The organism is Desulfoluna spongiiphila (assembly GCF_900101345.1).
GTDB lineage: Bacteria > Desulfobacterota > Desulfobacteria > Desulfobacterales > Desulfolunaceae > Desulfoluna > Desulfoluna spongiiphila.
The window spans coordinates 1-22,716 of sequence record NZ_FMUX01000029.1; the positions used below are offsets into that span (position 1 = coordinate 1).

At 61.1% G+C, this 22,716-nt stretch carries 15 protein-coding genes; 5 read left to right on the forward strand and 10 right to left on the reverse strand.

All coding sequences use genetic code 11. From position 1 onward, the window contains the following. Nucleotides 1-399: 399 nt before the first annotated feature. From BLQ12_RS24830 to BLQ12_RS24845, 4 genes are all read right to left on the reverse strand, one after another. Complete coding sequence (locus BLQ12_RS24830; RefSeq protein ID WP_092215346.1) at nucleotides 400-2,319, reverse strand: LTA synthase family protein; 1,920 nt, start codon at nucleotides 2,317-2,319, stop codon at nucleotides 400-402. A gap of 217 nt (nucleotides 2,320-2,536) precedes the next feature. Next, the gene (locus tag BLQ12_RS24835; RefSeq protein WP_092215348.1) at nucleotides 2,537-3,529 is read right to left on the reverse strand and encodes an MBL fold metallo-hydrolase; all 993 of its coding nucleotides are present in this window, start codon (nucleotides 3,527-3,529) and stop codon (nucleotides 2,537-2,539) included. 2 nt (nucleotides 3,530-3,531) lie between these two features. After that, nucleotides 3,532-3,948: a secondary thiamine-phosphate synthase enzyme YjbQ gene (locus BLQ12_RS24840; RefSeq protein ID WP_092215350.1), complete on the reverse strand. Its 417-nt coding sequence runs from the start codon at nucleotides 3,946-3,948 to the stop codon at nucleotides 3,532-3,534. A gap of 189 nt (nucleotides 3,949-4,137) precedes the next feature. Further along, nucleotides 4,138-4,977 (reverse strand): amidohydrolase family protein, encoded by an 840-nt coding sequence (locus tag BLQ12_RS24845; protein WP_092215352.1) that lies wholly within the window; start codon nucleotides 4,975-4,977, stop codon nucleotides 4,138-4,140. Here BLQ12_RS24845 and BLQ12_RS27170 point away from each other — a divergent pair. Then, nucleotides 4,960-5,193: a hypothetical protein gene (locus tag BLQ12_RS27170; protein WP_139164105.1), complete on the forward strand. Its 234-nt coding sequence runs from the start codon at nucleotides 4,960-4,962 to the stop codon at nucleotides 5,191-5,193. The genes BLQ12_RS24845 and BLQ12_RS27170 overlap by 18 nt on opposite strands. 155 nt (nucleotides 5,194-5,348) lie before the next feature. Here BLQ12_RS27170 and BLQ12_RS24850 read toward each other — a convergent pair whose 3' ends face one another. Next, on the reverse strand, nucleotides 5,349-7,067 hold the full coding sequence (locus tag BLQ12_RS24850; protein WP_175470058.1) for a class I adenylate-forming enzyme family protein: 1,719 nt from the start codon (nucleotides 7,065-7,067) through the stop codon (nucleotides 5,349-5,351). Between the two features lie 259 nt (nucleotides 7,068-7,326). Here BLQ12_RS24850 and BLQ12_RS24855 point away from each other — a divergent pair, with 259 nt between their 5' ends. Beyond that, nucleotides 7,327-8,805 carry an HD-GYP domain-containing protein gene (locus BLQ12_RS24855; protein WP_139164106.1) on the forward strand — a complete coding sequence of 493 codons (1,479 nt, stop codon included), beginning with the start codon at nucleotides 7,327-7,329 and terminating at the stop codon, nucleotides 8,803-8,805. Nucleotides 8,806-9,067: 262 nt separating this feature from the next. Here BLQ12_RS24855 and rsgA read toward each other — a convergent pair whose 3' ends face one another. Next, nucleotides 9,068-10,135, reverse strand: a complete 1,068-nt coding sequence (gene rsgA, locus BLQ12_RS24860; RefSeq protein WP_092215358.1) for a ribosome small subunit-dependent GTPase A — start codon at nucleotides 10,133-10,135, stop codon at nucleotides 9,068-9,070. Nucleotides 10,136-10,450: 315 nt separating this feature from the next. Here rsgA and BLQ12_RS24865 point away from each other — a divergent pair, with 315 nt between their 5' ends. Next, the gene (locus tag BLQ12_RS24865; protein ID WP_092215361.1) at nucleotides 10,451-11,557 is read left to right on the forward strand and encodes an NAD(P)/FAD-dependent oxidoreductase; all 1,107 of its coding nucleotides are present in this window, start codon (nucleotides 10,451-10,453) and stop codon (nucleotides 11,555-11,557) included. A gap of 316 nt (nucleotides 11,558-11,873) precedes the next feature. Further along, nucleotides 11,874-12,701 (forward strand): MBL fold metallo-hydrolase, encoded by an 828-nt coding sequence (locus BLQ12_RS24870; protein ID WP_092215362.1) that lies wholly within the window; start codon nucleotides 11,874-11,876, stop codon nucleotides 12,699-12,701. A 258-nt stretch (nucleotides 12,702-12,959) separates the two neighbouring features. Here BLQ12_RS24870 and BLQ12_RS24875 read toward each other — a convergent pair whose 3' ends face one another. From BLQ12_RS24875 to glnD, 4 genes are all read right to left on the reverse strand, one after another. Then, nucleotides 12,960-13,907 carry a GGDEF domain-containing protein gene (locus tag BLQ12_RS24875; RefSeq protein ID WP_139164107.1) on the reverse strand — a complete coding sequence of 316 codons (948 nt, stop codon included), beginning with the start codon at nucleotides 13,905-13,907 and terminating at the stop codon, nucleotides 12,960-12,962. A gap of 409 nt (nucleotides 13,908-14,316) precedes the next feature. Continuing rightward, on the reverse strand, nucleotides 14,317-16,494 hold the full coding sequence (locus BLQ12_RS24880) for a glutamine synthetase III family protein (RefSeq protein WP_092215366.1): 2,178 nt from the start codon (nucleotides 16,492-16,494) through the stop codon (nucleotides 14,317-14,319). Between the two features lie 470 nt (nucleotides 16,495-16,964). Next, nucleotides 16,965-17,303 carry a P-II family nitrogen regulator gene (locus BLQ12_RS24885; RefSeq protein ID WP_092215368.1) on the reverse strand — a complete coding sequence of 113 codons (339 nt, stop codon included), beginning with the start codon at nucleotides 17,301-17,303 and terminating at the stop codon, nucleotides 16,965-16,967. 33 nt (nucleotides 17,304-17,336) lie between these two features. Continuing rightward, nucleotides 17,337-19,937, reverse strand: coding sequence for a [protein-PII] uridylyltransferase (gene glnD / locus BLQ12_RS24890; protein ID WP_092215370.1), 2,601 nt, complete (start codon nucleotides 19,935-19,937; stop codon nucleotides 17,337-17,339). Between the two features lie 620 nt (nucleotides 19,938-20,557). Between glnD and BLQ12_RS24895 the strand changes: the two genes are divergently transcribed. After that, a complete protein-coding gene (locus BLQ12_RS24895; protein WP_175470059.1) occupies nucleotides 20,558-22,627 on the forward strand; it encodes a methyl-accepting chemotaxis protein in 2,070 nt (689 codons plus the stop codon). Nucleotides 22,628-22,716 lie beyond the last annotated feature (89 nt).

A 22,716-nucleotide genomic window follows, 5' to 3' on the forward strand; every position in this document is an offset into this window, starting at 1 on the left:
TCTGTTCGGGGAGGAGCCCCGAAGGGTGATGGGAGCGTTTTATATTTAAGGTGTCTGGCTGGCGTGTTTTGTCGGGGCGCGTGTTTAAGATACTCATTTCTGGGCGCCCGTTCGGCGGTTGAATGGGGCCATGGGGTCGGATTGTCGGGGTGGCCCATGGTTATTGCCATAGTAGCTCAAACCATGGGATTTGCGTAGAAAAAAAGTGCGGGGCTCTTACCGGAGGGCGCAGATGGCCTCCGGCGGCCCTGCCGGGGGCTAAACTTTTAAAAAGTTTAAAAAACAGATTCAGTTTAATCTGAATCAATAGCGAATGTGATTTTCCCTGAGGAACGAAGGGGAAAGCGCATTCGCAACCTGCTTTCGAGGTGGCACACCTCGCCGCCGGAGGCATCGTTTTTAGTTTGTGCCCTTCACGTTGGAAGGGGCTTTAAAGATGTCGAAAAAGTCCAGGGTCCTGCCTTCAAAGAGCAGATTCTGGGAGCGCTGGGTAAAGGCCAGGGCTTCTTTTACCATCCGGGCGTGGACGGCATCGGCGGCCACGGCCGTGAGCGGGTCCAGCGGGCCGCCGCGCAGGAAGGTGTTCGCTTCCCCGGACCCCAGGATGTTGATCTCCACCACGTGGTCCCCTTCCACCCAGCCCAAAAGACCCTGGTGATAGTAGTCGGCGGCCCGGGGGCCCTTTTTGAGCAGGGAGCGGCCGGTAAAGGCCGGTATTTCTCCTTGCAGCAGGTGCGCCACGGTGGGGGCGATGTCCCGCTGGGAGACCAGGTCGTTAAGGGCCTGGGGGGGCACCGACTCGTCGGTGGCAAAGAGGGTAAAGGGGATAAGGTACTGGGTCAGGGCCGGACCGTCGATTCCGGCGGTGTGGTCGGCCAGGAGGACAAAGAGGGTGGGACCGAAATCCGGGTCCGCCTCGTAGGCAGTGATGAACCCTTCCAGGGCCTCGTCCGCAAAGCGCAGGACGCTTAATTTTCGGTTCAGCGGGGTGTCCATGCCGAAGGCGGGGGGCACTGAAGGGGGCAGGGAGTCGTCGTGGGTGGTGCAGGTGTTGATCCCGGCCAGAAAGGGCTGCTTTGTGGTCTTGAGGGTCTTCAGGATAAAGGCGTAGAGATCCTGGTCGTACACTCCCCACTGGTTGGTGCCGAGGGGCCGTTTTTTGATCTCTTCCTTGCCGAAGCTCTGCTGGAACCCCAGCCTCTGGGCAAAGGCCCCGGTGCCGCTGGTGTCCTTGCGCGTCCCCTGGAAAAAGAGGGTGTGCCAACCGCTGTCCGCAAGGCTCTGGGCCAGGCTCTGGTAGGGGTAGGTGGTGAGCTGGCTCTTGGCCAGGGTCTGGCCCAGGGGGTTCTGATAGGAGCAGAAGGTGGTGAAGATCCCCTCGGTGGTGCGATGACCGCCTGCTATCATGGCGTCGGCCCGGAGCCCACGGTCCGCCAGGCTGTCGAAAAAGGGGGTGGTCTCGTGTTTGTACCCGTAGCTGTGCATCAGGGATGCCGGCCAGCTTTCAAGGAGGAGTACCACCACGTTCATGGGGCGAAAGGTCAGGGCCTCTTCGGAAGGGGCATCCGGGTAGAGTCGGGTGAGAATCCTGCGCTGGTCGTCCCGGGAGACGGGTGCCGGTAGAGGGACCTGGGTCACCTTGCCCCGGTTGCGAAAAAGGTAGTAGAGGCCACTGTAGCCGCCGTTAAGGGCCAGGTCGGCCAGGACAGGGTCCCCGATTTTGTAGGCGAAAAGGGGCTTCATGGGAAGGTCGGTGACACCGCCGCGCACGGAGATGACAAGGACGGCCGCGGCCATCAGGCAGGCCAGAGGTCCCTTAACGAAGCCCAGTCGGGTCGGGGTCTCCTTTAAAATCCAGCTTCGGGTTTTGAAGATGGTTCCGACGGCCAGGCCCAGCACAAGAAACCCACCCATGGTGATGGGGGTGTATTGGGAGAAGGCTGTGGCCACAAGGCTTCCCAGATCTGTGGCCGCATCCGAGAGCTCGTAGCCGATGTGGCGGTTGGCATCATGGAAGTACATGATGTCCGAGGTCTGGAGGGCCACCACGGCCGTTGCGGACAGGGCCAGGGGGGCCAGGGCCCATGGTCGTTTTTTGAGGCCGAAAAAGAGAAGGGCCCCCAGCAGGAGGCTCAGGAGGGTGAAGATGGCCGCCAGGGCAACATCGAACCGGAGGCCCCAGGCCAAGGCGTAGCCCACCTCGCCGAGAGAAATGCCGGGGAAGCCTTCCCGGTGGCAGAGGTAGAAAAACAGGCGTAACAGGGTTCCCAGCCCGGTTAACCCGATGAACGACACAGAAAACAAACGAAGCCACACCATGATGTCTTGAACCTTTAATGGTAAATGATTCGGTAATTATTCAACCCCAAATAGCCTCCGGGGCCCTGCTGGAGGTCAACTGAGCAGCTAACATGAGTGTGTGGAAAGTCCCCCCACCCTAAACGAATGGCCCCAACGCAAAATGCAAAGTTTATCCCATGGCTGGTGGCATTGTAAATATCTACGGCACGTCGTGACCTTTGGCATGCCTTTTCCTTTACAGCGGGTGGTAGCGCCAGAGCCCTTTTTCCGCGGTGCGGGCCACGTCCCCTTCCTGGAGGAGGTACAGAAGGGTGGCTTCGATCCAGCCCTGGGCGATGCTGCGTTTTAAGGGCGCCATGCGCGGGTAGTAGTGACGGACCAGGCTCCTGCCGGTGAGCCCCCTGGGGCCTGCGGCCTCCACCTTTTCCCTGATCTCGGTGAGCCGTTTTTTTCGGTGGGCGATGAGCTGGGTGGTGCGCTTGACGGGGTCGGTGACGGGTCGGCCGTGGGCCGGGAGGATGAGTCGCAGCCCGGGCAGCTCCCGGATGGTCTCCAGGGTTTTCTGGTAGGCGATGAGGTCCGATCGGGGCGGGCCCAGCCAGGTGGTGATGTGGGATAAGACGTTGTCCCCGCCGAGGAGGATGCCGGTCTCCGCGTTCCAGAGCATGATGTGGGCGTCGCAGTGCCCCGGGCCGGCCAGGACCTCCCAGGTGCCCGCGTCGGTTGCAAGGTGATCCCCCACGGCCAGGGGGGAAAAGGGGCCGGTGACGGCCCGGATGCCCATGGACAGGGAGAAGGCTTCGTCGATGAGGCGTCCCCCCAGGGCCCGGCATGCCTCGTTGAGGGCGCCTGCCCTGGGCCGAAGGGCGCTTGTCCCTTCCCGGTATGCCGCCCGGTAGCAGGCCCGGGTGCGGACCAGGGGCACCATGGCTTCGGTGAGCAGGACCCGCATGGGGCGCTTGTCGGCCAGGGCCGAGGCCCCGGAAAAGTGATCCCAGTGGGCGTGGCTGGGAAGGATCTGCCGAACCCGTGAGCCGGTCTCCCGCTCCAGGTCTTTAAGGCACCGAGCCACATGGGCCACCGCCCCTTTGGTCCCGGAACCCGCGTCAAACAGGAGCCCGTCCGTACCGGGCAGGGCATACAGGTTCATGGCAAAGGGGACCCAGCCTTTTCGAACTTCCTGGCGGATCCGAAACACCCCGGGCGCCATTTTTTCATATCCGGCCATGCCTACTCTCCGATGATTTTCACAAGGACCCGCTTGGGCCGCCTGCCGTCGAACTCTCCGTAAAAAATCTGCTCCCAGGTGCCGAAATCAAGGGCGCCTTCGGTGACGGCCACCACCACCTCCCGGCCCATGACCTGGCGCTTCATGTGGGCGTCGGCGTTGTCCTCTCCCACGTTGTGGCGGTATCCGCTCACCGGCTCGTGGGGAGCCAGCTTTTCCAGCCACACCTCATAATCGTGGTGGAGCCCTTTTTCGTCGTCGTTGATAAACACCGAGACCGTGATGTGCATGGCGTTGACCAGCACCAGGCCCTCCTTGACCCCGCTTTCGGCCAGGCAGGCCGAAACCTCCGGGGTGATGTTGATAAAGGCCCGCCGGGCAGGCACCTCAAACCAAAGCTCTTTTCGGTAACTCTTCATGGATCGTCGACGACCTTCCAGAATGTCCAAACAGTTGGCAAAATCTGTTTGTTAAACTTTTTAAACGTTTGGCCCCCGGCAGGGCCGCCGGAGGCAAATTGGTGCTGAATAGTTACTTTTATTTTAGGGTATTGCCTCAGGGAATGTGATGAGCCTGAGGAACGAAGGCTCAAGAGCATTCCCGATCTTTTATATTCCGAAGAGGTCCGCGGCGTTTTTCCCTAAGATTTTTTGCCTCAGGGCCTCGTCTGCCACGTTGCCTTGGACCTCTTTGAGGTAGCGGGAGGGCCGGATCAGGGGGTAATCGCTTCCGAAGAGGATGCGGTCTTCCCCTGCAAGCTTTGCTGCTGTTTCGTATATCTCGGCATCGTAGAGGTACGGGGAGGCGGCGGTGTCGAACCAGAGGTTTTTCAGGGTCTTTTTGGCCTCTTTTTTGAGCAGGTTGAAAAAGAAGATGCCCCCGCCCCAGTGGCAGAGGACGATGCGGTTGTCCGGGTAGCGGGCGGCCAGGTTGTAGATTTGCCCTAAGGTGATGGGGGTTTTGCCCGGGTAGGGGTGGCCCACGGGCTCGTTGGTGTGGATCACCACCGGCACGTTTGCTTCCCGGCAGAGGCCCATGACGGGTTCCATGAGGGCAAGGGCCTCAGAGTCGATGCCGGAGTGGTAAAAGGCCAGCTCCCCTACCCCTTTGAGCCCTGCATCCAGGCAACGGGTGGTCTCGGCGGCCGCGCCCTTGGCGCTCAGGTCAAAACAGGCCATGCCGATGAGCCGGTCCGGAAATTTTTTTACGGCTTCGATCACTGCGTCGTTGTTGTCCCGGAATCGTTTCTCGCTTCGCCAGGGAAACCCGAAGATCACCGATTTGTCCACCCCGTCTTCGTCCATGACGGCGATGAGGGTCTCGGCGTCCACCATGGTGGACTTGGGGGATTCGTAGAGCAGGGCGAACTCGGGTTCGTCGGCCAGGTGGGCGGCGCGGTTTTGTATCACCTCGTCCTGGAACACATGGGTGTGGAAATCAATGACCATGAAAATCTCCTCCCGTGGAATGCGTTTGGTGAAAAAGAAGCACAATTTCCACGTGTTGTAACACCGCTGACGGAAAATGAAAACGTCAAAGCCGGTGCAGGGCCTTTGTGTGACTCTGGAAGGTACACCGGGGGCAACCCGTTTTTGCGATGTTTTGCCTTACGTGGTTTGGAGGCATCGCCTTGCATGAATGAAGCAGAGCGGCATAAAGGATAAATTTACAGGGTGAAACGCTCTCAATGGTGGAGGCAGAGCCTCCGTGCATCATTCCCAGGCGGAGCCTGGGAACGAAGGCGAAAGAGCATTCACAAACCTGGGGTCCAGGGGATTTATCCCCTGGCCGCCGGAGGCTTGTTTTTGCTCTGTACCTCCTACCTGTCCCACCCCCCCTGTTCCCTGAGTTCTTCCACAATCTCCTCGGCCTGGTGGGTGAGGGTCAGCAGGTCCACCTTGTTGACTTTGTTGACGGGAAATTGTTCGCCCACGGGCCAGAAGTGGACGTGGCAGGGGCGCTTGTAAGAGGCGATCTGTTTGCAGTGGGCGGCCAGCTCCTCTTCGGTGATGCCCCCCTCTTCCGTGGGCTGGACAAAGGCAAAGACCCCGTCGGTGAAGAGGTCGTGGGGGGCGCCCACCACCTGGGCCTGGCTCACCTTGGGGTGGCGGGTGAGGTGGTCGGCCACCTCGTCCGGGAAGACCAGGTAGCCCTTGGGCTTGATGACGAACTTGCGGCGCCCGGCAAAGACGATGGCCTCGTAGCCGCCCATGGGTTTTAAAGACCCCATGTCCCCTGTGTAGAGGATGCCCTCGGTGGTGCGGCAGGCCCGGGTGGCCTCTTCGTTGTTGACGTAGCCTAAAAAGACAATGCCTCCCTCCACGCAGATTTCACCCACCTCGCCTTTGGGCACCACCTCGCCTGCGGTGCCATCCGGGTTCATGGGCTTGCGGATGGTCACCGGGGCCAGGTCCGGGAAGAACTGGCCCACCTGGCCGGACATTTCGGAAACGGAGAGTCCTTTGGGGGTGGCGGAGAAGAAGCCCCCGGACTCGGTCATGCCGTAGGCCGTGCCGAAGAGGGGGGACATCTCGGCCAGCTGCTCCAGAAAGGCGGTGTCCACGGCGCTGCCGCCGTAGAGGGCAAAGCGCAGGCTTCTGCGGTCGTAGGTCTCGTAGTCGGGCAGGGCCCAGAGCATGCGGAAGTGGGTGGGTACCCCGCCGATGAAGGTGCTCCGGTAGGTTGCCAGGGCTTCCATGGCCTTGTCCGGGGCGAAAAAGCCCATGGAGCAGACGGAGCCGCCCGCGAACCAGGCGCTCATGGGGCCCTGGGAGGTGCCGGCCACGTGGCTGGTGGGCATGACGTTCAGGAGGCGGAAGTTGGTGCCGTAGAGGCTGGCTCCCCGGCCGGCCACCATGTTGTTGATGAGGATGTTCTCGTGGCAGAGCAGGGCGGGCTTGGGGTCCCCGGTGGTACCGGTGGTGAAGATGATAAGGGCCGGGTCGCGTGTGGTGAGGGCGTTTTCCACGTTGCGCACAGCGCCTCGGAGGGCGGTGTCCTGCTTGAGGGCGGCAAGGGCTTCTTCCCCGAAGAGTCTGTCGAACCCAAGGGAGCCCTCGGCCATGTCCCCGGGCAGGCCAAAGGGCATCCACTGAACGATGTGGGTAACCGAGGGGCACTCCTGCCGGACGGCTTGAACCACCTCGGTGAAGTCTTTCATGGGGGTGGTGCCCGGACAGAAAAACGCTTTGGCCTGCACTTTGCCGATGTCCCGCACCACCTCGTGGGGCTGGAGGCGGATGTCCACAGGAGAGATGATGACCCCGGCCTTGAGGCAGCCGTAGACCAGGAGGAAGAATTCCGGCACGGCCAGGAACTGGGTGACGAGGATGTCGCCTTTTTCAAGCCCCATCTTTGTCAGGGCCATGGCGTAGAGGTCGCTTGCCTCGTCAAACTCCCGGTAGGAGAAGCATTGGCCGGTTTCCGCCGATATGAGGGCGTCGTTTGAAGGGGTGAGTTTCGCCCATTTGCGGACATAATCCGAGATGAGGGGGAGCTGCCAGCTGTCGTAATCTTTGATCTCCGTGCCTGTCGTCATTTTCTCTCTCCTTTTCCTTTGTTCGCATACCAAACAACCTTCAAGGTCATAAACCTCTGATGCGGGTGGTGTAAAGCTTTTTGGGGCAAGGGGAGCCCGGTGGTGAAAAGCCTGGGAACAGGGGCATGGTGCCAAGCGGCGGAAATAGCGCCCTGACAGGGCCTCAACGCATTGACATAAAAACATATTCCATGCCACGATTGGGTTGCGCCACGTCCTGTCAAACACGCAAGGGCTTTTCATTTTTATGGAGGTGTTCATGCGATACCGGGTTGTCAGCGAAGAGCTGGAGCACGACGGTCGGGCCTCGATCCATTTTGCCCTGCTCGTCTGCGTCATGGGGGTGTACGGGGGGCAGGTGTGCCCGGTGGTGGAGAGTTTTCCCCTCTGGCTCTGGGGGCTTCACCTGGTGGTGCTGCTTTTGGTCTGCCGGGGGCTTCGCATGGCATCAAGCCGGTGGGTCTTCACGCGGGTGGGGCTCCAGCGGCAGGTGGGGGTGCAGCTGGTGGTGGACCTTTGCCTCTTTGCCCTGGCCGGGTACGGCATCGGGGTGCACAACATGGTGCGCTACGGGGCGGACATGGAGAGCACCCTCAGGCTGGGCACCGGGTTTTTGATCATGGGGTTTTTCATCGGCGCGGACCTGGCCCTTACCCAGGATCGCCTCCTGGCCCTGCGGCGCGGGGGCAACCCTTTGGCCGTTGCCGTGCCGCTCTTGACCGTCCCCCAGAAGTTTACCCTGGTGACGGTGATCTCTCTGTTTTCCGTGATGGTGATCCTCTACTTCGTCATCTCCTTTGACCTGAACTGGCTCATGACCGTGGGCATCGACAACCTGGCCATGGCGCGGCGGGCGGTCCTGGTCGAGATCGGTTTCATCATTCTCATCCTGGCCGCCTACACGGCCAATCTTATCGTCACCTATGCCAAGAACCTTCGGCTCTTTGTCTCCGAGGAGACACGGACCCTCACGGACGTGGCCCAGGGGAACCTGGACACCCGGGTGCCCGTGGCCTTTAACGACGAGTTCGGCATCATCGCAGGGTACACCAACCGCATGATCGAGGGCCTTAAAGAGCAGAACGCCGCCATGGAGCTGCTCCGGGATGTGATCATCAACAGCATGGCTACCCTGGCCGAGACCCGGGACAACGAAACCGGCGCCCACCTTCGCCGCACCCAGCACTACGTCCGCCTGCTGGCCGAGGAGCTGGCAGAACCCCACGGCCTGGATGGCCCCCTCATCGACCTTTTTTACAAGACGGCTCCACTGCACGACATCGGCAAGGTGGGGGTGCCCGACGCCATTCTCCTGAAACCCGGGCCCCTGACCGAGGCAGAGTTTGAGATCATGAAAAAGCACACCACCTACGGGGAGGAGGCCATTGCCCGTGCCGCCGAGCAGATGGGGGAAGACGCCGCGTTTCTCATTCATGCAGGGGAGATCGCCTCGGCCCACCACGAAAAGTGGGACGGCAGCGGCTACCCCAGGGGCCTGGCCGGCACGGCCATCCCCTTGTCCGCCCGCCTCATGGCCCTGGCCGATGTCTACGACGCCCTGCGCTCGGAGCGGGTCTACAAAAAGGCCTTCTCCCACGAAGAGGCCAAAATGTTTCTCTTGGATCAGGGGGGCTCCCACTTCGACCCCGACGTGGTGGCGGCGTTTTTGCGGTGTGAGGCGGCCTTTATCCGGGTTGCCGAGCGGTTCCGGGATGAGGGGGAGGAGGCGCTTTCATGATGGGGGGAGGGGGCAGGGCCAACGCCTTTAGATTTTGCCTCCGGCGGCCAGGTGGGGGCATCTGGAAACCCTATGGCGAATGCATGGAGGTTGTCATTTTTTGGGTGTTATCGAGGCATTCGCGTGACGTGTGACATGTGGCAACCGCCTCTGCAGGAGAGGCGGGTTTTATCGTTTACTTTCATTATTTCCGACATCGGTGGATCATCATCGCTTAAAGGGCCAACACTGCTGGGGGAACGATATTTTTTTGGCCGAGCCTCTACGTCCTTTTTTTCGCGTCTTTCAGGTATTTGGCCACGTCCCGCCACTTCTCTTTTTCGATGCGGTCGGCGGTTTTTGCGTCCCGGTCGGAGAGGAAGGTGAGTTCTAAACGCATTTTAAGGAAGTTGAAGAGGCGGTCCGGGGCCAGGGTGCCCTCTTCCACGGCGCGGATGACGTTGCAGCCGGGTTCCTGCTGGTGGGAGCAGTCGTTGAAGCGGCAGCCTGCGGCGAGGTCTTCGATGTCGGGGAAGGTGTCTTTGACGCCGCCCTCTTCGTCGGAGAGGGAGATTTCCCGGATGCCGGGGTTGTCGATGATCATACCCCCGGAGGCAAGGAAGATCATGTCCCGGGTGGTGGTGGTGTGCATGCCCTTGCCGTCGAAGTCGCTCACCTCGCCCACGATGCGGATCTCATCACCTGCGATGGCGTTGACCAGGCTGGACTTTCCGGCACCGGACGAGCCCATGAGGCACACCGTTTTTCCCTCGCTGATGTAGGGGGCCAGGGCGTCCACCCCCGAACCGTCCGTGGAGGAGATGAGGTGCACGGGCACGTCCACGGCGATTTCTTCCACCTCGGCCTTGAAGGGGGCGGGGTCGTCGTGGAGGTCGGCCTTGTTCAGGATCACCACCGGGGCCATGTTGCTGTTGTAGATGAGGGTGAGGTAGCGCTCGATACGCCGCAGGTTGTAGTCCCGGTCCAGGCCGGTGACGATGAAAACCGTGTCGATGTTGGAGGCGATGACCTGCTTGGCCTTGGGGGCGGCGTCCAGCTTGCCGCGCCGTCCGGCAGCTCCCCTTACCAGCTGGTTTTTCCGGGCAAAGACCCGGGTGACCACCCCGTCCTTTTCAATGACAAAATCACCGGGAACGGGGAAAAGGGTGTTCTTGCCGTGGCCCCGGACGATGCGTCCCCGGGCCTTGACCACCACCTCTTCCTCTCCGTCATGGATGCGGACGTGGTTTTTCTGCAGGCCCGTGACCCGCGCAAGGCGGCCGTTGACCTTTTTCAGGGCCTTTTTCTGGTCTTCAAAAAACGTATCCCATCCCATGGTGGAAAGGTGCATCTGATCTTGTCTCCTTGGCTTGCGGGGGCTTTTTGCCTCCGGCGGCCCTGCCGGGGGCCAAACTTTTATGTGAATCCTGCTTTCAAGGTGGGGTGCCTTGCCACCGGAGCTCTTCCGGTTCACGTCAAGGGAATTCCAAAGACCCTCGTTGGTCCGTGCTTACACAAAGCACATCATACACCATTGCGGCTTTTTTTGCGCCGGCTTCCTCGCCTCGGCGGCCCCATTTCCTTGCCCTGATCGCCCTGAGTGATATAACCGAACGCAAGCGGGTGTCAACGTTTTCCAACCCAGGATCAAGGAAATGAAATCACCATGGATTTTGACGTGACCGTTGTGGGTGCCGGGGTGGTGGGGCTGGCCGTGGCCGAGGCCCTTTCGAAAGTCTTTGGCCGGGTCCTTGTCATCGACAAAGAGGAAGGCTTCGGCAGGGGCGTGAGCAGCCGCAACAGCGAGGTGATCCACGCGGGGATCTACTACCTCCAAGGGTCCCTTAAGGCCCGGCTCTGCGTGTCGGGCAGGGAGTTGCTGTATGGGTTCTGTGAGCGGCACCGGGTGCCTCACCGCCGCTGCGGCAAGCTGATTGTGGCCACCTGCGCCGAGGAGATTGCCGAACTGGATCGCCTTGAGGCCAACGCCCGCGCCTGCGGGGTGACGGATTTAGAGCGGCTCACCTGGGCCCAGGTCCGGGCCATGGAGCCCAATGTCCGTGCCCGGGAGGCCCTTTATTCGCCCTCAACAGGCATCGTCAGCGCCCACGGCCTCATGCGAAAACTCTTCGCCCGGGCCAAAAAGGCGGGCACCCTTTTCTCCTTTGAAACCGAAGCCGTGGCTGTGGAGACCGAAGCCTCGGGCAGCCGCCTGACGGTGCGCTACCGGGACGGCCGACAAGAGGCCGTCACCACCGGACTTCTCATCAACGCCGCCGGTCTTTTTTCAGACCGCGTGGCAGGCTTCATGGGCCTGCCACCGGAAACGGCGGCCCTTCACTGGTGGAAAGGGGAGTACGCCGCCCTGGACCTGCCCGCAGGCCATCTCACCACCCTGGTCTACCCGGTGCCCGAACCGGCCAACCAGGGCCTGGGCACCCACGCCACCTTAGGCCTTGACGGCACCGTTCGCCTGGGCCCCAACGCCCTTTACCTTCCCGACAAAGAGGAAGACTACCGGGTCGACCCCAGCCACCTGGCTGATTTTCACCGGGCTGCAAGCCGCTACCTGAAAGGGATTGCCCCTTCCATACTCCGCCCGGACATGGCAGGTATCCGCCCCAAGCGCCAGAAACCCAATGATCCGGCGGCAGACTTTCTCATCCACAGCGATCCCCTCAAAGGCCATGTCCACCTCATCGGCATCGAATCCCCGGGCCTCACCGCCTCCCTTGCCATTGCCAGGGAGGTGTGCGCCCTGATCGGGGGGTAGGCAGGGGATGGGGAAAAGAGCCTCCGGCGGCCAGGGGAAAAATCCCCTGGACCCCAAGGTCGCGAATGCTCCGGGGCTCGTACCTCGCCCCGTCACATTCGCTGACGGGCTGCGCCCGTGGACAACTGGCGCGTCGTTTGTTTTTTTGAAGAATGAAAAGGGTCTTTTTCGCAGAAACGGTTATCGGGTCTTACACGTCACGCGAATGCCCCGAAAACGTAGTACAATGACAGCCTCCATGCATTCGCCATAGGGTTTCAAGGTGCCCCCACCTTGCTGCCGGAGGCAAACTCGAATATTTCCCAAGGAGCATCTGATGAAACTGACCATTCTCGTGGACAACACCACGATCATTGACCGCTATTTTCTGGCCGAGCCGGCCTTTTCCGTTCTGATCGAAGCCGATGGGCAGAGGGTGCTCTTTGACTGCGGGTACAGCGATATTTTCTTGAGGAACGCGGAGAAGATGGGGGTGGATCTGTTGCACTTGGACCACCTGGTGTTCTCCCACGGTCACGCGGACCATACCTGGGGGGTGGAGCCGTTGATGCGGGCCTTTTCCGTTGCCGCCATGGAGGGGCGGCCCCACCATCGGCCACAGGTCACGGCCCATCCTGAGGCGTTTGCCACCCGCACCTTTCCGGGTATGGGGGAGATCGGGTCCCTGGTTTCCGCGGAGAAGCTTGGCGAGCATTTTCCCATGGGCCTGACCCGGGAGCCGGTGCAGCTGACGGAGCGCCTCTGGTTTCTGGGGGAGATTCCCCGGGAGAACGATTTTGAGGGAAAAAGCCCCCTGGGGGTCATGAACGGGGCGCCGGACATGCTTTTGGACGACACGGCCCTGGCCTGGAAGGGGGACAAGGGGCTGGTGGTGATCACCGGCTGCTCCCACGCGGGCATCTGCAACATCGTGGAGCATGCCCGGCGGGTGTGCGGAGAGGACCGGGTGACAGACATCGTGGGAGGGCTTCATCTGCTTTCCCCGAGCCCCCACCAGCTGGAAGGGACTCTTGCGTACATGAAATCGCTCAACCTCTCAGCCCTTCACGCCTGCCACTGCACCGATTTCCCCTCGCGCAAAGCCCTGGCCGAGGTGGCCCCCCAGCAGGAGGTGGGCGTGGGGCTTGTGCTGGGGTATGAGTAAATCGGACGCCACGGATTTCTTTAAAAAAGCGCCGCCGGAGGCAGCCAAGTTAAAGATGCCTCCGGCGGCCCTGCCGGGGGCTAAACTTTTAAAAAGTTTAATAAACAGGTTTTAAAAACAGATTCGGTTTAATCTGAATCAATAGCGAATGTGATTTTCCCTGAGGAACGAAGGGGAAAGCGCATTCGCAATCTGCTTTCGAGGTGGCACACCTCGCCGCCGGAGGCATTGTTTTTGTTTTTCCTGAGCCCTCTGTGGTTACCCCAGGATTACGCAGTTGCGCCCTTTGGCCTTGGCGGCTTTGAGGAGGCTGTTGCAGCGGTCGAGGCAGGTGTCCTGGGTCTCTTCGGGGGCGAGGTTGGTGGCCCCGGCGCTTAAGGTGACCCGGGGATCGGGCTCGTTTTTCGTGGTTGCCTCCACGATGTGCCGGATGGATTCCACCACCTCCACGGCGCCCATGAGGGGGGTGTCGGGCAGAAGCAGGAGGAACTCGTCGCCTCCCCAGCGCCAGACAAGGTCGTGGGTTCTCAGACGCGCCTTGAGGAGCCCGGCCAGGGTGACCAGAAGGGCGTCGCCCCGGGCGCGGCCCATGGTGGCGTTGTACGGCCGGAAGTGGTCCAGGTTGCAGAGGATGAGGGACAGGGGGTGGTGTGCCCGTTTGTGGCGGGCGATCTCCTGGTGGAACCGATCGGCAAAGGTGCAGCGGTGGAGGAGGCCTGTCAGAGGGTCGGTGAGGGCTTCCCGGGCAAGCTGGCTGGAGAGGGCTTCGGCCCGTTCCGTCTCTTTTTCTAGGTTCCGGCGGGTCTCCATGAGGGCGAGGTGGGACTCCATGGTGTGCCGGAACTCGGTGAGCAGGGCCCGGTGGCTGAAGGGGTTGGGTTTTGTGTCCATGGCGCAGAGGGTACCGAACACCCGGCCGTCGGCGTGGCATATGGGTTCGGCAAGGAAGGCTGACTCCTTTGGGGTACCCATGCCCTGGGCCAGGGCAGACGCCTCTTCTGTCCATGGGGGTGCCGCATCGTCCCGGCTCACCATCACCGTTTCCGTGCCGTTTGCACAGAGGCGCATGACAAGGACCACGGGCACCTCCAGCAGGGAGCGGAGCAACGAGAGCATTCGTTGCCAGGCTTCCTGTATGTCGGGGGGGAGCTCGTCTGTCTCCGGTGGCCGGGTGTCTGTGTGTCGGGCGGTTTGGGACCTAAGCACGTGCGGGTATCCTTCATATCGGGGTGGTTCAGGTACAGGGGGGCGGCACATGATGCCCACCGCACCAGGCTCTTCGCCTTTGGGGCGGCGAAGCAAGGTGTCGGCTGTCTGTGATCAGTGTCTCCGTGAGGCCCTGCGGGGTGTTCCTCTTTTATGGGCCAGGTGCCGAGATTTTGCAAGGGGGGATCGAGGTTCTTTGGTGGGGAACGGCAGGTGGTTGAAAAAATAAAAAAAGGGAGGCCGTCATCGGCCTCCCCTTTTTCGTTTTGGCACAGGATCATGCCGGCGTGCGGGACGCCCCCGGGAAGATTCCCGGAGGCGGGCCCTTTGCGTTCGATCCATCCGCATAAAAAGAACGCGCACGTTAATCGTGGGGACCCGGGGCCCAAGAGGGGGTCCGGGTTCCGTGCTATTTCATGAAGAGCATCTCCTGGTAGGTGGGCAGGGGCCAGAATTCATCGGCCACCATCTCTTCGATGGCGTCGGCAACGGCCCGGAGCTCGCCCATGGCGGGGATGACCTTTTCGCAGCAGTGCTTGGCTTCGGCAAGTGTGTCGCCGTGGTGATCGGCCATGAGGGCCTTGAGGTGCGCTGACGCGGCCCGGAGTTCCGCCGACAGGGAGGTGATGCGCGCCAGGGACTCATCGTCGCAGGGCAGGCCCAGCTCCCGGAGCTTGATGCAGTTGTCGGCCAGCATGGTCTGGTGGGCCACGGCTGCCGGGTAGATGAGGGTGTCGGTCATTTTGATGGATGTCTTGGCTTCCACGGCGATTTTCAGGTTGTACTGCTCCAGGTAGATCTCGGTTCTGCTCTCCAGCTCGGCCTTGGAGAGGACCTTGAATTTGCTGAAGAGGGCCACGATGTCCTCGTCTATGAGGGTGGGCAGGGAGTCCGGTGTGGTCTTCAGGTTGGGAAGGCCCCGTTTTGCCGCCTCTTCCTGCCAGGCGTCGGTGTATCCGTCGCCGTTGAAGATCACCTCGCCATGGGCGTCAATGATCTCTTTGATGACCTCTTTGACCGCATCGTTGAGCTTGGCGCCGTCGCCCCCGGTGCGTCTTTCCAGCTCGGTGGCGATGTAGTCGATGGAGTCGGCAAAGATCGTGTTCATGGCCACAAGGGGGCCGGAGACAGACTGGGCGGAGCCCACGGCACGGAACTCGAACCGGTTGCCGGTGAAGGCAAAGGGGCTGGTTCGGTTGCGGTCTCCTGCGTCCTTGGGAAGGCGGGGCAGGGAGTCCACGCCGATGTTCAGGGTGCCGCCGCCCTGGGATGAGGTGGCGTCTCCGTTTTTGATCTGCTTGAAGACCTCGGTGAGCTGGTCCCCCAGGAAGATGGAGATGATGGCCGGGGGCGCTTCGTTGGCGCCCAGGCGGTGGTCGTTGCCCGCTGTGGCTGCCACGGCGCGCAGGAGCTTGGCGTATTTGTGGACCCCTCGGATTACCGCGGCACAGAAGACGAGGAACTGGGCGTTCTCGTGGGGGGTTTCTCCGGGATCGAGGAGGTTGCCCTGGGAGGCGTTGCCGAAGGAGTAGTTGACGTGCTTGCCGGAGCCGTTGATGCCCGCAAAGGGTTTTTCGTGCAGGAGGCAGGCCAGGCCGTACTTTCGGGCGACTTTTCGCAGGGTGACCATCACCAGCTGCTGGTGGTCTGTGGCGAGGTTGGCTGTCTCAAAGACCGGGGCGAGCTCAAACTGGGAGGGGGCCACCTCGTTGTGCCGGGTCTTGACGGGGATGCCGAGCTTGCAGAGTTCTCGTTCCACCTCGCACATGTAGGCCAGGACCCGGTCGGGGATGGCGCCGAAGTAGTGGTCGTCGAACTCCTGCCCTTTGGGCGCAGGGGCCCCGAAGAGGGAGCGACCGGCGGCCAGGAGGTCCGGCCGGGCGGTGACGAAGTTGCGGTCGATGAGGAAGTACTCCTGCTCGGCCCCGCAGGTGGAGTTGACGATTTTGTTGGAGTCGTCCCCGAAGAGCCTCAGGATGCGCTGGGCCTGGGTGTTGAGGGCCTGCATGGAGCGCAGGATCGGGGTTTTCTTGTCCAGGGCCTCGCCGGTCCAGGAGACAAAGGCGGTGGGGATGCACAGGGTGGCCCCGTTGGGGTTCTCCATGATGTAGGCGGGGCTGGTGACGTCCCAGGCGGTGTATCCCCTGGCTTCAAAGGTCTCACGCAGGCCGCCGTTGGGAAAGCTGGAGGCGTCGGGTTCCCCCTGGATGAGGGTGGACCCGGAGAACTCGGCGATGGCGTTGCCGGCCAGGTCGGGCATGAGGAAGCTGTCGTGCTTCTCGGCGGTGAGGCCGGTTAAGGGAAAGAAGACGTGGGCGTAGTGGGTGGCGCCGTTGTCCAGGGCCCAGTCTTTCATGGCCGAGGCCACCACGTCCGCCACCGAGGCGTCCAGGCGGGTCCCTTCTTCCATGGTGGTGCTGATTTTCTTGAAGATGTCCTTGGGCAGGCGCTTCTTCATGATGGAAATACTGAAGACATTGTCCCCGAAGAGATCAATGGACGATGAGTTTTTAAAGTCAATGGTTGTCTCGAACGAGTAGTTGTTGATGGCCCTGATGGCTTCCCTTCTCACCGTGTTGCCGTTCATAATGCTCTCTCCGTCTTGTGGATTGATGAAGCACCGTTGCCCTTTGGGGGGCGTTTGCGCGGTTTCGTTATCGTGGTCCCGAAACAGTTCCGCAACGGGTTATGGGGGGATGATATTGCAACAGGTGTGCCAAGATAGGTGTTGGCAGGATAGGATGCTGTTATCCAAGAATATTTCATTTGATGCCGCGGGGCAAGGGGGAATGTTGAATATGACATTTTTGTGAGAAGCTGCCGGAAAGGTCTTACAAAAGTGTCGGTTGTTCCCGGTCTGTTCCAGGAAAAAGCCATGAAATCCGGTGTTTTTTCCCACTCGAAGAACACGGATGGGGGGCATTTCGGGGCGTTTGGGTAGATCCAGCATGTGCAGAGGTCACAGGCGACAAAAATGTAAACGGCCCACGCCTTGCCTTGGGGCACAAAAAAAGGGGGGGCTGTGAGGCCTCCCCCTTACCGATGGACCGGATGCTGTTAGAGGGCGTCGTAACCCTCTTCGCCGGTGCGGACCCGAATGGCGCGTTCCACGGGGATGATAAAGATCTTTCCGTCACCGATTTTGCCTGTGTTGGCCACGGTGCGGATGGTCTCCACGATCTGGTCCACCCGGGAGGCTTCGGTGATGATTTCGATCTTGAGCTTGGGCACGAAGTCCACATCGTACTCGGCACCCCGGTAGATCTCCTTGTGGCCCTTCTGGCGTCCGTAGCCCTTCACCTCTGAGACGGTCATCCCCTGGATGCCGATCTCCCCTAAGGCTTCTTTGATTTCGTCGAGTTTAAACGGCTTGATAATCGTTTCGATTTTGCGCATACCCCACTCCTTTTCTTTATGATCCCATGTTTTTTATAATCGCATTCGTAAAATGGCTTCAAGGATGGCCTCCTTGACCCGGGCGATGGCGTCCGCCCCGATCACCTTCTGGCCGTCCACGGTGCGCACGTAGAAGATATCCACCACCTGGTCCACGTGGGTGGTGATCTTGGCGTAGTGAATGTTGAGGTCCAGGTGGAAAATGGCGTCGGTGACGGCAAAGAGCAGGCCCGGAAAGTCGTCGGAATAGACCTCGATGATGGTGAAAAAACTCGACCCGAGGTTGTCCAGCTCCACCCTGTCGGGCTTGTCGGAGATGGTGATCTTTTTACGGATGGCCGGGTTGAACTCCTTTTCCATGAGGGCCCAGTGGATGTCCAGGCGTCCGTCCAGGGCCTCCTTGATGTTTTTTTCCACCCGCTCCCAGCGCTCCTCTTCCCGGGTGAGGTCGAAAAAGGGCTTCACCGTGAAGATATCAAGGGCTGTGGAGTACCCCCAGGTGTAGACCTGGGCGTAGAGGATGTCGAGGTCGTTTAAGGTAAAGACCCCTGCCAGTTTGGAGAAGAGGCCGGGGCGGTCGTTGCCGCAGACCTCGGCACGCCGGGAGGCGCTCCCCTCCTTTCTCTTGATGCTTAAGGTCACCCCTTCTTTTCCCATCATGAAATAGAGGCGCAGGTGCTCCACGATCTCCTCCACCGAGGCGTAGAGGAGGTACCGGGGGGGCATGGTGTGCAGGTACTTTTCCACCTTTCCCGTGTTGACCAGCTTGAGCACGGCCTGCTTCTTTTTTTCGATGCAGCGTTCGCTCTTGGCCGTTGCCAGTTCGCCCTTTTCGATGATGTCCAGCACCTTGAAGAAGAGGTCCCGAAGCAGGTTCTCCGTCCAGGCGTTCCAGGCCTTGGGGCCGGTGGAGATGGAGTCGGCCACGGTGAGGAGGTAGAGCATCTTGAGCCGGTTGGGGTCACGGATGGTCCGGGCACAGGAAACCACCGTCTCTTCATCGTCGATGTCCCGCCTGCGGGCCACGTTGACGAGGTAAAGGTGGTGCTGGATGAGAAAGACGATGTCATCCACCTTTTTTTTGCCCATGCCCCAGGAGAGCAGGAGTTTTTTTGCCAGACGGGCCCCGGAGATGCCGTGGTCCTCTTCCCCGGGTTCCCCTTTGCCGATGTCGTGGAGCAGGGCGGCCCAGAGAAGTCGGCCCTTGCCCTGGACCTCGCCGAAGATTTTTCCGTAGAGGGTGCAGAGCTCGGATTTGGGGTCTGAGAATTCGTTGATGGTCTGGACGGTGTAGAGGCTGTGCCGGTCCACGGGGTAGATGTGGTAGCGGTTGTACTGAATCCTGTTGACGATGCCCTCAAAGCTGGGGATCAGGGTCTCCAGAAAGCCTGAGATCAGCATCTTTTCAAGGACGTTGAATTTTTCCGTGGCCGTGGAGAGGATGCGTTCCATGGCTTTCATGACGGTGACATCGCGTCTGAAGCCCCGGACCAGGTGGCTGAACTCCCCGATGGTGCGCAGGGCGTCGGCCCCCAGGGCGTACTGGAGGCGGGCGCTCTCCTCGAAGAGGTCCATGATGAGGGAGGGGCGGTTCACCACCTCGGCGGGATCGGCGAAGTTGACCAGGCCGCCGTCGGAGATGATGCCGGCCTTGCGGGAGCGTTTGAGGAGGCTGCGCCCCAGAAAGCCCTTGGTGGATCGGGTGCACTGGGTGAGCATGAGGGTGAGGTGGTGCTTGATGAACTCCATGTGGCCGTGGAGCTCTCCCATGAAGCGCTCCACGGGCTTCTGGCCGTGGGTGTGGCCCCGGAACCGCATGGCTTCGGCAAGCTCCACCTGGTGCTCGAAGTGGATCTGGTCGAGTTTGCGACCGCTCATCAGGTGGAGGTGGTTTCGTACCTTCCAGATAAAGGCCAGGGCCTCTTCCAGGCGCTTGAACTCTTTGTGGGAGAGGAAACCCGCGTACTCCATGTCCCGGGGTTCCCGGGCCGCCACCAGCACACGGGAGAGCCAGTACATGCTGTGGTAATCCCGCAGGCCCCCTTTGCCGTTTTTGATGTTGGGCTCCATGAGGTAGGAGGCGTCCCCGAAGGTCTCGTGGCGGCTCCGGCACATGTCGTTGATCTGGGTGACGATGCGCTTGGGGTTGCCCTCCACGAAGCGGCTGCGGAACTGCTGAATAAAGGCGCTGTAGATGGGGGACATCCCGCAGAGGAAGCGGGCGTCCAGGATGGAGGTCAGGACGTGGAGGTCGTTGGCCGCCATCTCCAGGGTTTCGGGGATGGATCGCGTGGCGTAGCCCACCTCCATCTTTAAGTCCCACAAGGGGTAGATGACTTCCTGGATGAGGCCTCCGGCTTCGTCGGGCACCTCTTTGTCAAACAGAAAAAGGATGTCCACATCGGAGTGGAGGCAGTGCTCCCGCCGTCCGTATCCCCCCAGGGCCACGATGGAGAAGGGGTGACCGCCCATGGCCAGGGCCTGGCCGGATTCACTCTCACCAAAGCATTGGGAGAAGTAGTTGTCCACGGCCACGGTGCTCTCCATGAGCAGGGCACTGCCCCGCCCTTTGCGAACGAGGGCTTGTAGTTTTTCCCGTGATTTTTTTAACTCGACGGTTGCCGATTGTACCATAATTGCACCCCGATATCACCCGTGGCCGCCTGTCCCCATCTTTAAAGTTGTGGAGAAGAAAAAAAGGACGCCCCGGACTTCCGGGGAGGGTCCCCGTGTCCTGGTCTGCGTTTTCCTTTCGGCGATCTGGTGATCATCCTTTCTGAATTGCTCTTCACTGCACTGGGGGTATCATATTTCCATTTTCGGATTTTTTCAAACACCAAAATGAACTGACAATTTTGTAGATTTTTTGATCCCGGTGCCGGAAAGGCCCGGGCCGGGAGGAGACAGCCTCCGTGTTCCGGCCCAAGGGGTGGAGGCGCAGCCTCCCAGTGGCAGCCATTGGTTCCCTGGGACCTCAGGAAAAATATGTCAGTGGTTTTTCAATCATCCCTCAACCATCCCCCGGGTGTGTCCGATTTATTTGATAGAATATTTTATAAAGTTCAGCCACCTGTTGCCTGAGCGATCCCTTGACAGCCGGGCGGCCTGAACAGGAAACCCCATGGTGCCGTGCGTCTTCCCCCCCTGGAAATCCGGTGAGCTTCCCCTCCCGTTTCGGGGAGCGCGGCACGTGGGTTTTGATGTGGTTTCACCTCAAGGCGGCCCCCTGCCGGGGGGCCGAAAAGGATGTGTGTATGTTCAGTAAGCTCAATATCAAGGCCAGGCTGCTGCTCTTTGTCTGCCTGGTCACCGTGGTCTCGTTTTCCGTCACCGTCTGCGTGATCTCCTTCAAGGCGTTTCACTCCTCAAGGGAAGAGACGCTCGCCTACACCCGGGAGATGGCCTATCGCCACGGCGGCGAGGTGGGAGCGCAGATCCAGACCGCAGCCGATGCGGCGCGGTTCATGGCCGAGGCCATGGCCGGCCTGGCAAGCGACGGCACCCCTCCGGAGCGAGCCCGGCTCAACGCCCTTTTAAAAGGGGTGTTTGATAAAAACCCGGATTTCTGGGCCGTCTACACGGGGTGGGAAAAAGATGCCCTGGACGGTCGGGACGCATCGTTTGTGGATACCCCCGGCAGCAACGGGGAGGGGCGCTACCAGGCCCTGTGGCTTCGCGGGGTCTCCGGAAACACTCTGTCCACCTTGAAGACCTATGCAAAAGACGACCCCAAGGGCAAGTGGTACTGGATCCCCATGACCTCGGGCCATGTCTATGTCTCGGAGCCCAATGTGTACAACGTGGGGGGAAAGGACCGGATGCTGGTGAGCATCGTGGCGCCCATCCGGGTGAACGGCAAGTCCGTGGGGGTCTGCGGCGTGGACTACGGCATGGACCGGTTTGCCGCCATGGTGGGGGAGATCGCGCCCATGGGTTCCGGGTACGCGGCCCTTGTCTCCAACGAAGGCAAGGTGGCGGCCTACCCGTCAGCCGAGGCCGTGGGCAAGAACATCCGCGAGCTCGGCATGGGCGATAAGGTTGCCGCCGCCGTTGCCGGTGGGGAAGAGACCCGGTTTGTCTCCTCGGCCAATGCCCTTGGAAAAGAGGCCTTCACCGTGTTCACCCCCATTGCCATCGATGGGTGTGCCACCCCCTGGAGCCTTGCCGTGACGGTTCCCATGGACAAGGTGCTGGCCGGAGCGCGTCATATCCGAAACATCAGCATTCTCATCGGGGTGGTCTCGGTGCTGGCCATGGTGCTGGTGGTTCACCTGCTTACCGGGGCCATGATCCTTCGGCCCATCCACCAGGTCTCCGAGGGGATGCGGGACATCGCCGAAGGGGAGGCAGACCTCACCAAGCGCCTTGCCATCGCAAGGCAGGATGAGATCGGCCACCTGGCCGGGTGGTTCAACACCTTCATGGGGAACCTGCACGGGGTGATCTCCGACGCCAGCCGGAGTGCCCGGGAGGTGGGAAAGGCCTCGGAGACCCTGTCCGGGATCTCCGGGACCCTCTCCGAGGCCACCCAGGAGACCGAGGATCGGGTGGCGGAGGTGGCCGATGCCGCCCGCACCTTGAGCGACAACATCGATGCCGTCTCCGCGGCCATGGAGCAGGCCTCGGCCAACGTGAACACCGTGGCCACGGCCACCGAGGAGATGACCTCCACCATCACCGAGGTGGCCGGACAGGCGGAGAGCGCCCGGGGCGTCTCGGAGACGGCGGTGCGTCAGTCCACGGGCGCGTCCGAGAAGATGGGCCGCCTGGACGTGGCCGCCGCAGACATCGGAAAGGTGACCGAGGCCATCTCCGAGATCTCGGAGCAGACCAACCTTTTGGCCCTGAACGCCACCATCGAGGCGGCCCGGGCCGGAGAGGCCGGCAAGGGCTTTGCCGTGGTGGCCGGTGAGATCAAGGCTCTGTCCAACCAGACGGCCGATGCCACCCGGGAGATCCGGGAGCGCATCGCAGGGATTCAGCAGGTGGCATCGGAGTCGGTCAGCGAGATCAAAGGGGTGGCCGGTACCATCCGGCAGGTGGACGGGATCATCGCCGCCATTGCCACGGCCGTGGAGGAGCAGTCCGCGGCCACCGGCGAGATCGCAAGAAACATCTCCCAGGCGGCCGGCGGCATTGGCCACGTAAAGGACAACCTGGGCGAGTCCGCCGGTCTGGCCTCCCGCATCTCCGGGGAGATCGCCGACGTCAACCAGGCCGCAGGGGAGATCAACCGCAGCAGCTCCGAGGTGCAGGCCAGCGCCGGAAACCTGGCGGGACTGTCCGAGGGACTTGGCGGCCTTGTGGTGCGGTTTAAGCTGTGATACCACATAATAACGTCTGCTTCGGTGACCGGGTGTCCGCACCCGGCCACCGGAGATTTTCCGGTGAGTGTTGATGCTGACCGGTGAAA